Source organism: Sneathiella limimaris, from assembly GCF_012932565.1.
Lineage (GTDB): Bacteria > Pseudomonadota > Alphaproteobacteria > Sneathiellales > Sneathiellaceae > Sneathiella > Sneathiella limimaris.
Map to the genome: position 1 here is coordinate 237,782 of NZ_JABBYJ010000003.1, position 15,194 is coordinate 252,975.

13 protein-coding genes are annotated in these 15,194 nt (G+C 50.7%); 9 read left to right on the forward strand and 4 right to left on the reverse strand.

All coding sequences use genetic code 11. The features are described from left to right. Window positions 1–4 precede the first annotated feature (4 nt). Genes HH301_RS16830 through cobM form a run of 5 tightly spaced genes read left to right on the forward strand, consistent with a single transcriptional unit; the run spans window position 5 to window position 5,124 of the window. Window positions 5–637, forward strand: coding sequence for a precorrin-8X methylmutase (locus HH301_RS16830; RefSeq protein ID WP_169570209.1), 633 nt, complete (start codon window positions 5–7; stop codon window positions 635–637). After that, window positions 634–1,842: a precorrin-6y C5,15-methyltransferase (decarboxylating) subunit CbiE gene (gene cbiE, locus HH301_RS16835; protein ID WP_169570210.1), complete on the forward strand. Its 1,209-nt coding sequence runs from the start codon at window positions 634–636 to the stop codon at window positions 1,840–1,842. Before HH301_RS16830 ends, cbiE begins: the two co-directional genes overlap by 4 nt. After that, window positions 1,839–2,543 (forward strand): precorrin-2 C(20)-methyltransferase, encoded by a 705-nt coding sequence (gene cobI / locus HH301_RS16840; RefSeq protein WP_169570211.1) that lies wholly within the window; start codon window positions 1,839–1,841, stop codon window positions 2,541–2,543. The genes cbiE and cobI overlap by 4 nt, the downstream gene beginning before the upstream one ends. Further along, the gene (gene cobJ, locus HH301_RS16845) at window positions 2,534–4,363 is read left to right on the forward strand and encodes a precorrin-3B C(17)-methyltransferase (protein WP_169570212.1); all 1,830 of its coding nucleotides are present in this window, start codon (window positions 2,534–2,536) and stop codon (window positions 4,361–4,363) included. The genes cobI and cobJ overlap by 10 nt, the downstream gene beginning before the upstream one ends. Next, a complete protein-coding gene (gene cobM, locus HH301_RS16850; RefSeq protein ID WP_169570213.1) occupies window positions 4,360–5,124 on the forward strand; it encodes a precorrin-4 C(11)-methyltransferase in 765 nt (254 codons plus the stop codon). Before cobJ ends, cobM begins: the two co-directional genes overlap by 4 nt. On the opposite strand, the gene HH301_RS16855 is transcribed toward cobM, so the two are convergent. Both HH301_RS16855 and HH301_RS16860 read right to left on the reverse strand, forming a co-directional pair. Next, on the reverse strand, window positions 5,102–5,857 hold the full coding sequence (locus HH301_RS16855; RefSeq protein WP_169570214.1) for a cobalt-precorrin-6A reductase: 756 nt from the start codon (window positions 5,855–5,857) through the stop codon (window positions 5,102–5,104). The two genes, cobM and HH301_RS16855, sit on opposite strands and share 23 nt — an antisense overlap. Beyond that, window positions 5,847–6,935 (reverse strand): cobalt-precorrin-5B (C(1))-methyltransferase, encoded by a 1,089-nt coding sequence (locus tag HH301_RS16860; protein ID WP_169570215.1) that lies wholly within the window; start codon window positions 6,933–6,935, stop codon window positions 5,847–5,849. The genes HH301_RS16855 and HH301_RS16860 overlap by 11 nt, the downstream gene beginning before the upstream one ends. 69 nt (window positions 6,936–7,004) lie before the next feature. Here HH301_RS16860 and cobA point away from each other — a divergent pair, with 69 nt between their 5' ends. Genes cobA through HH301_RS16880 form a run of 4 tightly spaced genes read left to right on the forward strand, consistent with a single transcriptional unit; the run spans window position 7,005 to window position 10,429 of the window. Continuing rightward, entirely contained in the window at window positions 7,005–7,799 is a 795-nt protein-coding gene (cobA, locus tag HH301_RS16865; RefSeq protein WP_169570216.1) for a uroporphyrinogen-III C-methyltransferase, read from the forward strand. Further along, on the forward strand, window positions 7,796–9,139 hold the full coding sequence (locus tag HH301_RS16870) for a cobyrinic acid a,c-diamide synthase CobB (RefSeq protein WP_206378397.1): 1,344 nt from the start codon (window positions 7,796–7,798) through the stop codon (window positions 9,137–9,139). The genes cobA and HH301_RS16870 overlap by 4 nt, the downstream gene beginning before the upstream one ends. Continuing rightward, window positions 9,123–9,641, forward strand: coding sequence for a bifunctional adenosylcobinamide kinase/adenosylcobinamide-phosphate guanylyltransferase (gene cobU, locus HH301_RS16875; RefSeq protein WP_169570217.1), 519 nt, complete (start codon window positions 9,123–9,125; stop codon window positions 9,639–9,641). The genes HH301_RS16870 and cobU overlap by 17 nt, the downstream gene beginning before the upstream one ends. A 2-nt stretch (window positions 9,642–9,643) precedes the next feature. Then, the gene (locus HH301_RS16880) at window positions 9,644–10,429 is read left to right on the forward strand and encodes an adenosylcobinamide-GDP ribazoletransferase (RefSeq protein WP_169570218.1); all 786 of its coding nucleotides are present in this window, start codon (window positions 9,644–9,646) and stop codon (window positions 10,427–10,429) included. A gap of 5 nt (window positions 10,430–10,434) precedes the next feature. On the opposite strand, the gene hrpB is transcribed toward HH301_RS16880, so the two are convergent. Continuing rightward, a complete protein-coding gene (gene hrpB / locus HH301_RS16885; protein ID WP_169570219.1) occupies window positions 10,435–12,966 on the reverse strand; it encodes an ATP-dependent helicase HrpB in 2,532 nt (843 codons plus the stop codon). Between the two features lie 42 nt (window positions 12,967–13,008). Continuing rightward, window positions 13,009–15,141 (reverse strand): MMPL family transporter, encoded by a 2,133-nt coding sequence (locus HH301_RS16890; RefSeq protein ID WP_169570220.1) that lies wholly within the window; start codon window positions 15,139–15,141, stop codon window positions 13,009–13,011. Window positions 15,142–15,194 lie beyond the last annotated feature (53 nt).

Genomic DNA, 15,194 nt, shown 5'->3' on the forward strand with positions numbered 1-15,194 from the left:
GCGAATGTATGATTACCTGAAAGATCCAGCAGCCATCTATGAAAAATCCTTCGCGACAGTTCGCGAGGAAACCGACCTGCGTGGCCTGCCAAATGACCTGGCTGAGATGATCATTAGGGTCATTCACGCCTGCGGCATGCCAGAGATCAAACCCGAGCTTCGCTTTACAAACACAGTTGCAACTGCAGCTGGAGAGGCTATTCGGGCAGGTAAGCCTATCCTCTGTGATTGTGAAATGCTCAGAAACGGAATTATTCAACGGTTTTTGCATTCGCCAGAACAGACGGTCTGTACGTTAAACGATCCTAGCGTGCCGGAGATCGCGAATACGCTTGGCACGACCCGATCTGCCGCGGCAATTGAACTTTGGAAAGATCAGATGGAGGGCGCTGTTGCTGTATTTGGCAATGCTCCAACGGCCCTCTTCCACTTGTTGGAAATGCTGCAAAAAGGGGCCCCCAAACCAGCAGCAATCCTTGGCTTTCCTGTAGGCTTCGTCGGCGCAGCTGAATCAAAAGAAGCTTTGGCATCTGCTGATTTGGATATCCCATATATCACATTACTCGGCCGAAAAGGGGGAAGCGCCATGGCTGCAGCGGCAACCAATGCGGCTGCCCTATCGGGGAGTAAAATATGACAGCCTGGTTGCACATTATAGGCGTCGGCGATGATGGACTTGATAGTCTTCCAACCCACCTACTTGAGCTAATCAATAGCGCTGAGCTTGTAATTGGTGGTGATCGTCATCTTGCCATGCTCCCACGCAGTTTTGATCGTCCAGTGATGAGTTGGCCAAGTCCGCTTATCAAACTGGTTGAGGAAGTCCTCAATCGCAAAGGCAAGCAGGTTGTGGTCTTGGCGACGGGGGATCCCATGCATTATGGGATCGGTGTTACCTTTGGCAAACATCTGGATAAATCAGAATTCACGGTCCACACCGCGCCGTCGGCTTTTTCATTGGCCGCTGCCCGCCTCGGCTGGGATTTATCGAAAACGGTCAATATGACATTGCATGGCCGCCCGTTAGAACTGCTATTGCCGCATCTGTTTGACGGCGCCCAAATTCTCGCTCTGTCGGACGACGGGACAACGCCTGCCAAGGTCGCTAAGCTCCTCACATCGCGTGGTTTTGGGGACAGCCAGATGAACGTCCTTGAACATATGGGCGGACCTCAGGAAGCGTGCTTGCAAGGCATAGCAAGTTTGTGGGATCAGAAACCCACAAAAGATCTCAATACCATCGCAATTACCTTAAAAGCAGGAGCTGAGGCTTTACCTCTCTCGATAGCCCCGGGATTACCCGACGATGCGTTCATGCAGGACGGCCAACTTACCAAGCGGGAAATCCGAGCTGCGACCTTGTCGGCACTGACACCTTATCCAGGGGGGCTTCTTTGGGATGTTGGTGCGGGTTCGGGCTCTGTTGGGATTGAATGGATGCGATTGCATCCGCAAAACCGAGCCATAGCGATCGAGCATCGTCAAGATCGCCTCAATATGATCGAAGTAAACAAGACTAATTTAGGTGTCCCAGGTCTCAAAATCATGGCAGGTAAAGCGCCTGAGGTTTTGGCCGGTTTGGAGGCACCCGACCGCATCTTCATAGGCGGCGGTTTAACCACTTCCAATCTTTTTTCGGATTGTTGGGATGCATTAAAGCCGGGTGGTATTTTAGTTGCCAATACGGTCACCGTTGAAGGAGAACAGCTTGCTTTTGAGCTTTCTGACACGTATGGAGGCGAGCTCACTCGGCTCAATTTTTCAAGGGCCATGAAAATTGGTGGCTTCACGAGCTGGAAGCCTTTCCGGCAGGTTACACAGTTAAGGTTACAAAAAATATGACAGGCAAGCTTTACGGACTGGGGATCGGCCCCGGAGATCCAGACCTGATTACAGTAAAGGCGCTGAAAGCCCTGCAAAATTGTCCCGTACTTGCCTATCCGGCGTTAGAAGGTGGCGACAGTCTTGCCAGGTCAATTATTGAGCCGCATCTGAACAGTCCCAAGACTGAGGTGACTATCAACATTCCGATGACTGTTGCAAGAGAGCCAGCCCAAGCTGCTTATGACATCGCGGCGGAAGAGCTGTCGACCTATCTGGACGCAGGACAGGATGTAGCCGTTCTTTGTGAGGGAGATCCCTTTTTCTACGGCTCTTTCATGTATCTCTTTGGTCGATTGACTGAAAAATATGAAATTGAAGTCATTCCCGGTGTTTCCTCATTGACAGCCTGCGCTGGCGCTTTGCAGATGCCGTTATCCGCTCGAAACGATATTCTGACGGTACTGCCTGCCCCGCTCGACCCGGCCACGTTAAAAGACCGGATTGAGGAAGCCCAAAGCATTGCCATCATGAAAATTGGACGCCATTTCGAAAAAGTCCGGGACTTGATCGAAGAAATGGGCTTGTTGGATAAGGCCAGCTATATCGAACGGGCCAGCATGGCAAACCAACGGATAATGCCGCTGCAGGACGTTCCGAAAGATGCCGCACCCTATTTCTCCATGATCCTCATTCACAAACGGGGGCAAGCATGGATTTGACACCACCAACCGCTATCATTCTTCTCACGGAAGGGGGATGGGAAACTGCCCGCAAGTTGCAGGCACTTTATCCCGAGGCCCTGATCCATGGGCTTGCCGGTCGTGTCTCAGGAGCCGACATTACCTTTCAGCAGACGGCTCAGCACTTGCAGGAACTCTTTAAATCACAAACCCCAATCATTGGAATTTGTGCATCTGCTATTCTGGTTCGCTGCCTTGCACCCGCTTTAAAAGATAAGCTTGTGGAACCACCTGTCGTCAGTGTCTCAGAAATAGGGTCTATTGCTGTACCCCTGTTGGGGGGGCATCACGGGGCCAACGATATGGCGCGGGACATTGCCGAACATCTGAACGGCACGGCAGCGGTAACCACAGCCAGCGATCTTCACTACAACATTGCACTTGATAGCCCACCGCCCGGGCTTCACCTTGCGAACCCAGAGCATATGAAGACCTTTACCGGCAATCTTTTGGCAGGACAAAAGGTTAAGCTTCTTGGTGAAAGTGATTGGCTTTCCAATTCGGACCTCCCTTTTGCGGAGGAAGGACAGCTAACAATTGAAGTCACCACACGGGACATTAAAGGCTCACCTGATAAACTTGTTTATCACCCCAAGCTCCTCGCGATCGGTGTTGGATGTGAACGTCATGCAGATCCATCAGAATTGATCACGCATGTTCGGGAGAATCTGAAAGAAAATAAACTCTCCCCCCTCTCTGTCGGCACGATCGCATCCATTGACTTGAAGTCCGATGAGCATGCAGTTCATAGCCTCGCAGATTATTTTGGACTGCAGCCACGCTTTTTTAATGCTGAACGGCTGGAGCAGGAAACTGACAGGCTCGTCAACCCGTCTGACGTGGTTTTTCAAGAAGTTGGCTGTCACGGCGTTTCCGAAGGGGCTGCTTTGGCTGCCGTTGGCAAAACCGGGATGCTAATCCTGCCAAAGGTCAAATCAGCAAGAACAACCATGGCAGTTGCGATTGCAGAACTTCCGCTTGAGCCAGAACGTATTGGTGTCCCGCAAGGCAAACTATCCATCATCGGCATTGGTCCCGGACAGGAACCCTGGCGCACACCGGAAGCCAGTCAGCTTATTCGCGAAGCAACTGATCTGGTCGCCTATGGCCTGTATATCGACCTGCTGGAAGAGGCTGCGCTTGGCAAAGTTCGCCATGATTTCAATCTTGGCGAAGAAGAGGATCGGGTTCGCTACGCCCTCGATCTTGCTGCACAGGGAAAAAATGTTGCGCTGATCTCTTCAGGCGATATTGGCATATATGCAATGGCAACCCTTGTTTATGAGCTGATCGAAATCGAAAAACGAGGAGAATGGGATCGGCTTGAACTTCAGGTCACGCCGGGCATTTCCGCTCTGCAGGCTGCGGCGGCTAGAGCGGGTGCACCGCTTGGGCATGATTTCTGTACTATCTCTCTTTCCGATCTCCTCACCCCGTGGGAAGCCATTGAAAAACGATTGAAAGCTGCCGCAGAGGGTGATTTTGTCGTCGCGTTTTATAATCCGGTCTCTAAGAAACGCCGAACCCAATTACATGCTGCAAAATCTATTCTCCTCGAGAAACGCCCAGAAACAACACCTGTTATCGTTGCCCGAAATCTTGGGCGAAGCGATGAAACGGTGAAGATCACCACCTTGCAGGAGCTCGATCCAGAAACTGTCGATATGCTGACGCTGGTCATGGTTGGCTCAAGCGAGAGCAAAGTGACAAGTACAAATTCAGGATTGAAAAACTGGGCTTTCACTCCTCGCGGTTATGCCGGGAAAATGCAAGTCACAAAAAAGGAAACAGAGCTATGACCGTTCATTTTATTGGGGCAGGCCCAGGAGCCGCCGACTTGATCACCCTGCGGGGTCGCGACCTGATTGCTGCCTCTCCTGTATGCCTTTATGCAGGATCCCTGGTGCCTGAGGAAATCCTCTCCCACGCACCTGCGGATGCACGGATCATTGATACGGCACCCCTCACTCTTGATGAAATTATGGCCGAGTTTAAAGACGCCGATGCCAAGGGATTGGACGTGGCACGTGTTCACTCTGGAGATCCCAGCATTTATGGGGCCATTGGGGAGCAGATGCGCCGCCTTGAAGAGCTGAATATCGATTACACGATCACCCCTGGTGTACCTGCCTTTGCAGCCGCAGCAGCTACATTGAAAACTGAATTGACCTTACCTGATATTAGTCAGAGCATTATTCTCACCCGCACCTCCATGAAGGCAACCGAGATGCCTAATCAGGAGGATCTGGATACGCTTGGCAAATCAGGGGCAACCCTCGCCATTCATTTAAGTGTGCGCAATCTTCGTAAAGTCACCAGCGAATTGATACCTCACTATGGGGCGGATTGCCCGGTTGCAGTTGTCTACCGTGCCAGTTGGCCCGATGAGAAGATCATCCGCGGAACACTGGAAGATATTCAGGAGAAAGTCCGCGCTGAAAAAATTACCCGAACAGCACTCATCATTGTGGGTCGGGTGTTAGAAGCGAAAGACTATAGGGACAGCGCTTTGTATCATGCAGATCACGTGCATGTTCTCAGACCGAAGCGAAAAGCCTGACTTCAGACAGGATCTCTTGAACAGTTGTAAACTGGGGCTTCGTCTCCAGAGTTTTTCGGCCGATCATAATAACCGGAAGCCCTAAGGTTCGGGCAGCTTCAAGCTTTGCATAAGTTGCTGCCCCCCCGCTATTTTTAGAAACGATCACTTCAACCGCATGATCCTCTAATAACCGGGTCTCATCGGAAAGCTTGAAGGGCCCCTTTTGCTGAAGCCAGATAATTTCAGATTTGAAATTTTCAAAGCCCGTTTCCATCACTGATCGAACGACCAAAACCTTATCGACCAAGTTTTCGAAAACGTTTAACTCCTGTCGACCAACGGACAGAAAAATCCGGCTAAAGGCTTCACAAGCTTTAGCAGCTGCCCTCATATCCGGAACTTCAATCCAGTGATCGCCCTCAACTTTTTGCCAACTCGGTCTTTCCAACCGGAGATATTTAACCTCAAGCGACTTACAAATCCTTACAACTTTCTCAGACATATCCGTTGCAAAGGGATGGGTTGCATCGATTACGAGCCTGACATTGCGATCTTTTAAAAAGGTTTCCAGCCCTCCATATGCTTGAAAACCCTCTGGCAGTAACTCCCCGCTCAAGCCAGTAACCGTGTCTGTCCGGCCAGCAAGACTGGTGACGAGGTGAAATGCTGGATCATCTGCAAGTAGCTGATTGAGCTCAGCCGCCTCTCCAGTCCCCCCGAGCAGCAGAATTGTTTTCTCCTCACATGTCATATTTGCCCACCAGTTGCCCAGCGCGATCAAATATCAACACTTCGATGATCACATTATCAGCCACAATCTTTTGCGCCTCATGCGCCGCAAGCTTTGCCAGATGATCCGCGATTGGAATTTGAGCCTGCTCGCATAACTGGAGGACCTGCATCGCTGTGTTCGCTGTTCGGCACTGTTCCTTTAGCATCTCTGTAGCGCCAAGCTCTGCCAATTGATCGGCAAGCCAATTGAAATCGACCTGGCTTCGGCCGGAATGCAAATCCATATGCCCACGGGCTAGTTTAGCGATTTTGGCAAATCCCCCTGCCAAAGTCAGTCTTTTAACAGGATTTTTCTTTAAGTACTTTAAAACCCCTCCGGCAAAATCCCCCATATCAAGAAGCGCATAATCTGGAAGGTTATAAATCTCATTTGCGGCTTTTTCGGACGTCGAACCGGTGGATGCGATCACATGCTCCTGCCCGGCAGCTCGCGCGACATCAATGCCCCGATGCAAGGATGCAATCCATGCAGCACAAGAATAAGGCGTTACGATCCCGGTTGTACCCAGTATGGATAAACCCCCAAAAATACCGAGCCTGCCATTCATGGTATATTTGGCCAGCTCTTCCCCATTTTCGATCCCTATCGTCACTTCGATATCCGCAGGCAAATTTTTCGCCGCGCACAGCTCTTCAATGACCTCCCGCATCATCTGCCTCGGAACGGGATTAATCGCCGGTTCCCCAACCGGGACGGGAAGCCCCTCACGGGTCACAGTTCCAACACCCTCTCCAGCCTGAAAAACAATCCCACTTCCTGGGGTTCCAAAACGAACGCAGGAAATAACTCTCGCCAGATGGGTGACATCGGGATCGTCTCCTGCATCCTTGATGATACTGGCCTCGCAGAAATCCTCATTCTTTTCTTCGCTGGACAAAGCGAATGCGGGGGTTTGCCCCTTCGGCAAAGTGATCGTAACAGGATCCAAAAAGCCATCCCCCAGCAGGGCTGACAGGGCTGCTTTTGTCGCCGCAGTCGCACAAGCGCCTGTTGTCCACCCTGTTCGTAATTTTTTATCTGACTCTGTCCCGTTCATCCGCTATTTATAGGCATAACATAGACTTGTTGGCTAGCGGGATGACTGAATGCCCGATAAAAGGAAATTATGGACCATATCCTAAAGAAAATTCCTGCATTTGACCCTGGCACGGTTTGGCTGCTAGGCGCAGGTCCGGGTGATCCTGGCCTCCTGACCCTCTACGCGGTGGAAGGCCTGAGACAAGCTGACGTTCTGGTCTACGATGCACTGGTAAGCGATGCGATCCTCAGCCTTACAAACCCGGACTGTGAGTTAATTTACGCGGGCAAGCGAGGTGGCAAGCCATCCGCCAAGCAGCAGGACATTAGTGATCGCCTTGTGCAGCTAGCTCAGGAAGGAAAACGAGTGCTCCGCCTGAAAGGTGGTGATCCCTATATTTTTGGCCGCGGGGGTGAAGAAGCCTTGACCTTGAATGCCAATAATATCCCGTTCCGGGTTATCCCAGGCATTTCCTCTGGCGTTGGTGGGCTTGCCTATGCAGGCATTCCCCTAACCCATCGGACGACCAATTCCGCTGCCACCTTTGTCACTGGACATGATGCCAATGGTGCTGTCCCAAGTGTGAATTGGGAACATATCGCAAAAGGCTCCCCCGTCATTGTGATTTATATGGGGGTCAAGCATATTGCAGAGATCACGTCCAAGCTGATGAACTATGGCAGAAGCCCGGATGAGCCTGTGGCGATAATTGCCAACGCAACTCTGCCAGATCAACAAATGGTCACGACCACCCTTGCAACTGCCGTTACCGACCTTGCGAATAGCGGCCTGGAGCCCCCAGCGCTGATCGTCGTTGGCCATGTTGTAGACCTGCATAACCAACTGGGATGGTACCTCAAAACAGCAAACAGTCCTGAATGACAATCCAAACTGACACGCCTTCTTTGATGATTGCAGCTCCCGCCTCGGGCTCGGGCAAGACAACTGTGACCTTGGCTCTGTTAAGAGCTTTTCGAAACAAAGGCGTTCAGGTTACCTCATTCAAGACAGGACCAGATTACATCGATCCAGTTTTTCACCATCATGCCAGTGGTCATCCCTGCCAGAACCTTGACCCATGGGGCATGCAGAATACCACCCTTGATTACACACTCCATGATATTGGAAAACATGCTGAACTGGTGATTGGTGAGGGGGTCATGGGCCTCTTCGATGGTGCCCGGGATGGGACCGGCTCCACGGCTGACCTTGCCGCCCAATACCAGATCCCTATTATCTTAGTCATGACAGCCAAAGGACAGGCTGCAAGCGCAGGTGCTGTTTTGCATGGCTTTAACCAGTTTCGAAAAAATACAAAAATTGCAGGCGTAATCTTTAATCAGGTGAGCAGCCCCGCCCATGGTGAGTTTCTAAAAAAAGCGGCTGAGGATCTTGATATTCCCTGCCTTGGACTGATCCCGAAGAAAGACCACCTCGCCTTGCCCAGCCGTCATTTAGGTCTGGTTCAGGCTGGTGAAATGCCAGAGTTAGAGAGCTTTCTGGAAGAGGCTGCGGAACTGATAACCACCTCAGTGGATCTGGACAGTTTGCAATCTTTTGCGTCAATTCCCAAAATTTCGTCAAACGAGGATGCGATTGGCCCGCTTTTTCAGGCATCTCATATCGCCATTGCAAAAGACGCAGCCTTTACATTTATCTATCCTCACCTTCTCAAAAGATCAGGGAAAGCGGGACAACACATTACTTATTTTTCACCTCTTGCAGACGAAGCACCTGATCCACGGACGGATTTCATTTACTTGCCGGGCGGCTACCCGGAACTCCATCTGGAGGCGCTTGCAAAAGCACACCACTTCAGGGAAGCTCTTCAAACAGCAAAGAAGAAATCCATTCCCATCTTTGGAGAATGCGGGGGATATATGGTCATGGGACAGGAAATCATTGGAAAAGATGGCCTCGCCTATCCTATGACAGGTTTGCTTTCCCATCGGACAAGCTTTGAAACCCCCAAAATCCACTTGGGCTACCGGAAGCTGAGACTTCTGAAGGACAGTCCATTTGGATCAGTGGGGCAGAAACTTAGGGCCCATGAATTTCACTACGCCAGCGAGCTGATAGACGAACTGAAAACCACACCTCTTTTCAGTGTGACTGATGCGAACGGTGTTTCGAAAGGCTCTGTCGGGGAGTGTGATGGATCTGCTTTTGGTTCATTCCTGCATTTGATTGATCAGGAGGCATTGAATGAACAAGAAGCCTGATCTTACCTTAATTCTAGGTGGCGCACGATCCGGTAAAAGTCGATTTGCCGAGCAGCTGGCTCGCGATACCAACCTTGATCGGGTGTATTTGGCGACCAGTCAGGTGTTTGATAGTGAAATGGAAGTTCGTGTCAAAAAACATAAAACCGATCGCGGCGATGACTGGCTAACCATTGAGGAACCCTTAGCCCTTATTGAAACTCTGCAAAAGGCATGCGCTCCAAATAGAGTAATACTGGTCGACTGTCTGACCTTATGGATTACCAACCTGATGATGGCAGAAGCGGACATTGAAGCAGCCTTTGAAGACCTAGTCGTTGCATTGCCAAATTTAGATGGAACCATCCTTTTCGTGTCAAACGAAGTTGGACAAGGGATAGTCCCTGATAACGCGATGGCAAGGGCTTTCAGGGATCATGCCGGATTTTTGCATCAACGCCTTGCTGCCTCGTGTGATCACGTTTATTTCGTAACCGCTGGCCTCCCACAAAAGCTGAAATAACAATGAGCAACCCAGACACCGATCAAAAATACAAAGGTTACTGGCATCAGGATTTTCTGGTAGCGCTTGTCTTTTTGACTAGATTCCCCCTCCGGCTCAAGATGGAATTTTCCATGGCGGCCGTCGGCTCTGCAAGTCGATGTTTTCCCCTGATAGGGGTAATCGTAGGCGGATTATCTGGCGCAGTATTTTTAGGCTTGGCAGAGACAGGGTTAAGCCCTCTTGTCCTCTCCTTTCTGGCCATCGCCGTGCAGGTTCTCGTCACTGGCGCTTTGCATGAAGACGCCATTGGAGATGTCGCCGATGGCTTTGGCGGCGGACATGACAAGGTTCGAAAGCTTGAAATCATGCGCGATAGCCGCGTCGGCACCTATGCCGTTGTGGCCCTGATCCTGACGATTGGACTGAAAGTCAGCGCTCTCGCTTCGTTGGAGGTCCCCAGCACAGCGTTTCTGGCACTAGTTGCCTCGGGTGCTGCCAGTCGCGCATTTATTAGCCTGGCCATGTATCTGATGCCGCCTGCCCGGCAGGATGGTCTTGGCGCTAGTGCTGGCAAACCTCCTCTTACCGCAGCACTCATGGCGCTTGCTCTGGGACTACTAGTCCCAATAATTTTGTTTGAACCATTTTTTGGATCTGCTGCTTTGCTAGCCGGTATGGGCGCTGCCTTGGTCACAGGCTTCATTGCAATTCGTCAAATTGGCGGGCAAACGGGGGATGTCCTTGGCACCATCCAGCAGGTCAGTGAAATTGCTTTTCTGCTGACCTTATCTGCGATGATAGCCTGATCACTTCAGGATTTTCTGGGTTTAGCCCTGGCGGTTGGCTCTGCCTGCATCGGATCATCCGGCCAATAATGTTTTGGATATTGGCCCTTCAGGTCCTTTTTTACTGCTTCATAACTGTTGCTCCAAAACCCGGCCAGATCTGTTGTAATTTGCGCGGGTCTTCCAGCGGGGCTCAATAAATGAACTGTAATCGGCACCTTTCCTCCTGCCAAACGGGGCAGGTCAGCTTGTCCAAATAGTTCCTGCAGACGAACGGCGAGCACTGGACTTGCCGGGTCGCTATAATCCAGTCGGATATTTGACCCTGTTGGCACGCGCAGGCGGGCAGGCGCTTCTTTTTCCAACAGTTGCTGCAAATCCCAGCTTAAGAGCGACGTCAACATTTGTAAAAGATCCAGTTTTTGCAAATCAGCCAGACTACTGCAACCCGCCAGATATGGCTTTAACCATTGGGCCAGATTACTCTTCAGCCAATCCTTGCTCAAATGCTCAAGTTCGTCAGCGCCTTCTGGCAAACTATCTCCAAAATGTTCAAGCAAAAACCTGGCGCGACCCAAAAGGCCTTCGACGTCTTTTGTCCAGGGAAGTGGCCGTAAATCCTTAGCGGCAATTACCTCCAGCAACACATCAGCAACAGCCTCTGGATCGGGGGATTTCACTCTCTTTCGATCAAGCACCAGCGCACCGATACAGGTTTCCTCATCAGCAATAACCCTGTCCCTCTCTTCCTCCCATCGGATATTAATCCGATCCGTCAGATGATCTGCGAACTGTTCAGTTAATTGCTGATAGGTAATAGATACAGCCAATCTAATCTCCGCATCCCGCCCTTTTCCTTCAAGCTCAGCAACCACCAAATAGGGCTCACCAATCAAGCGATCCCCGGGTTTTAAAGCGGCACCGCGGCCACCGGACAACCTGTAGGCTTTTGGATTTGATTTACGTTGTTCACCAATCCGGTCAGGATAGGCACGAGCCACTATAGGACCCAACGGCATATCCGAAGCATATGTTCCCTTGCATTTAAATCGCCGGCGTAAGTCTTTTGCGTTCCGAAGGACTGCCCCCATTGCAGGAGCCGATCCGCCCGATTTAAAAGCCCGATGCAGAAGTTCTATTCTACTTTTCAAATCTGAATTAGGTGCGTCCCGATCCTTAGAAATGATATCCCTTTCGGATAACAGCGCAGAAAGGTCACAGGCCAACGCTCTTTCCGTATCCGTCTCAGCTTGCAAGATCATGACGGCAAGTCTTGGATGAAGTGGTAACTTCACCATCTGCTCCCCAAGCGCCGTAATCTGCCCCTTTCGATCAAGAGCGCCGAGTGAAATCAGCAAATCCTTCGCTTGTGCCAGCAGGCCTTCTGGCGGGGCTGTCATCCAGGTTAGCTCACTTGCATCCTCCACTCCCCATTTAGCAAGTTCAAGCGCTAGCGAACATAAATCCACAGTAGCAATCTCAGGCTCCCCATGAGGGATGAGCCCTTTATCTTCTGCCGCCGCCCACATGCGATAGCAAACGCCAGGGCCCATTCGGCCGGCACGGCCGCGGCGTTGGTCTGCTGATGCCCTGGAAATCCGTTTCAGTTCCAGTCGGCTCATGCCGCTATTTGGATCAAATCGGGGCTTACGGCTAAGCCCCGTATCCACGACTATGCGAACCCCATCAATAGTCAAACTGGTTTCCGCGATATCGGTTGAAAGGATGATCTTTCGCTTGCCATCAGGTCGGGGGCGCAAGGCTTGATCTTGCTCTTTCTGGGGTAAATTGCCATAGAGTGAATGAACCGATATGTCTGCAAAAGCCTTCTTATTCTTTACTAAATTATTTAACCGGTTAATTTCCCCTGATCCCGGAAGGAACACTAAAATATCCCCTTCTGGTTCCTCACCAATAATCAGTTCGATCCAATCGGCAAGGACAGCCTCATAGCGACCTTTCGGCGCTCGATCGATAAACCGGGTCTCAACGGGATATATCTGCCCCTCTGACGTGACAACAGGCGCATCCCCCAACAATTTGGCAACGCCTCCCGCATCTAACGTCGCGGACATAACAACAATCTTCAAATCTTCCCGAAGAAACTCCTGTGCCTGCCGGGTCAGAGCCAGCCCCAAATCCGAATTCAGGTTCCGCTCATGAAACTCATCAAAAATCACAACAGCAGTATCAACCAGTTCCGGATCCTGCTGCAATTTTCGGGTCAAAATTCCTTCGGTAACAACTTCAATGCAGGTCTTATCGCTCACCTTCGTGTCCAGCCTGACCCTATATCCAACTGTCTCGCCCACTTCTTCACCGAGTAAATCCGACATCCGACGTGCGGCGGCCCGGGCAGCAAGACGCCGCGGCTCCAGCATCAGGATCTTTCGCCCTTCAAGCCCTGAAAGCTTCATCAACCACAAAGGGACAAGCGTGGTTTTACCGGCCCCAGGCGGGGCTTGCAACACGGCTACATTCCCTGTCTCCAGATGGGAGAGAAGCTCAGGCAACACATCCTCAACCGGTAGGCCCGTCAATTTGATCGATTTATCCATGGTGTCTTGATATCTGTGAGTGGAACCCCTGTACAGTCCATTTTAGGAACGGTAATTTCGCTGTTTCGAAAAAAGCTCTGCCAGTAGTGGAAAGAGTACGGTGGATGCTGGCAGGGCAATGAGCGCACCCACTACAATCATGCCGCCAAATCGCACAGTTGGGGGAAATTCTGATAAGGTAAATATCATAAAACCCAGGGCTAACAATCCATTTGCGACGAGTATTCCCCGCCCTTGTTCTGCCAAGGCAGTCTTCAATCGCTCTGCTACAGCAAGCCTGTTATCAGAGCGAACTACAGCCATTGCCAAATGAATGATGGCATCCACAGCAAGTCCAAAAGACACACTAATCGCCGGCGCTGATATGACATCAAGGGGGACAGACATTACCCCCGTCCCACCCAGTAGAAACAGCGGCATAACACCTGCAGCCAGAACCATCGCAAGAGATAAACCTACCTGACGTGTCAGAAGCGCGGCAATACCGGCAAATATGCAAATAAGGGCGATCAGGCCGCTAACTAGGCTGCTTGCAACCAGATCCGACAATCTCGCTTGCAGAACATAAACCCCACCTGTCAGATCTGCATGAAATCCATTTTGGGATGCTATTTCTTCGATCTTGCTTATCACATCAAGGCGGTTTCCTTCGCGCAGCTCCTCCTTCATGCGGAGCAGAAACAGCGCTTCTTGGCGGTCTTCTGTCAGGAAGCTATCCACCACCTGCTGATTGGCTTCCAGCTGTAACAGCGAGACCATTTGCGGCCAGGGTATTAAAAAAGCAAGAGGATGGCGATTGGCCTCGGCTAAGAGAGCAGGCAGTGATAAGACAGTTCCAACCTCTCTCTCACCTGCAAGCTGATTATGCAGCTTCCAAAGTTTTTCATAACTATCCGCTGCATCCAATTGATCTCCAGTTTTGCGGGAGACAACCAGCAGCAAGGGGCTACTTCCCCCATTTTTGTCTATCTCTTGAAGGCTCCGACCGATCTCTCCCTCTTTAGAGAAATAAGCCATCAAACCCGGATCTGTCTCTAGGCGACTTATTCCTAAAATAGCGAAAACCAGCGCAGCCAACATACCAATGGCGACTAAAAACTGCCCTGTTTTTATAAGCTGACCATTAGCTTTCCCGTTCAGGGCAACCCGAGCGCGAGGGGTTTTAATCGGTGCCCTCATCAAGAACGCGGGATAAATGCCCAGCGCCACCAGAAGGGCGACCCCAACACCAATCGCTCCCCCGACACCCAGTTGCCGAAGGGGCTCAGCTGACACAAACAACAAACTGACAAAACCAAGCAAGGTTGTCACACCGCACCAAAAAGCAGGGACCGAAGTCATCTTTAATGCTCTGAAAACAGCTCGCTCACCATCCTTCTTTGAAAGTGAAATCCAGTTATTGGTGAGATACACGACCTGGGATTGGACAAGCACATAAATGATAATGGCAAGGTTGGCAGTCAAAATCCCCACTGGTTGGCCCGCAAAATGTTGAAGCACAAGCCCCGTCACAACCGCAAGAACACCACTAAATGCAGCACCTAAAACAATAATAGCAGACCGATAAATCCAGAAAATCAACACACTGAAAATAACGATGCCAGCCAAACTGAAAAGCTGCGCATCATGGACAATGCTGCGTTTAATATGTTCTGCGATAAACGGCATTCCGGATATATCAATGCGGTCGACCGACCTGGCCGTTTCGATGGCGCTTGTGATTTCCTCCACTGCAGCGATCAGTCCATCAGGTGTTTCTCGAGGTAAAAAGGCCAATAGGAAAGAGGCATTTTCCTGCTCATCAATCAGAAGCGGCCTCCAAAAAGGGCTATTCGCTGCCTCTTCTACTGTTTCAGGTCCGCGGCTTAAACTCAGGATTCGGTGAAAGGCATTCAGATCCGAAAGACGCTCTGTCAATTTCTCGACTTCTCTCAGATACCCTTTATCAAATATTGATTGCCCAGAAATCCGCAAAATCAGAAATTCTTCTGCCGGAAATTTTTCTGCAATTTCACGGGTATCCGCCATCTCCGGGTCATCAGATCCAAAAAAGAAATCAGGAGAGACCTGCGGCTTTAAATCAACAAAACCAACAAACAAACTGACCATCAATCCCATCAATAGCATTGCTATTGCCAGCCAGATCCTTGAAACTGATTGTGGAACCGGTGTCACAGTATCCTTTACCTTCTTAGTCAGTTTTAAACGGCTTTCGAGCTTAACCCATT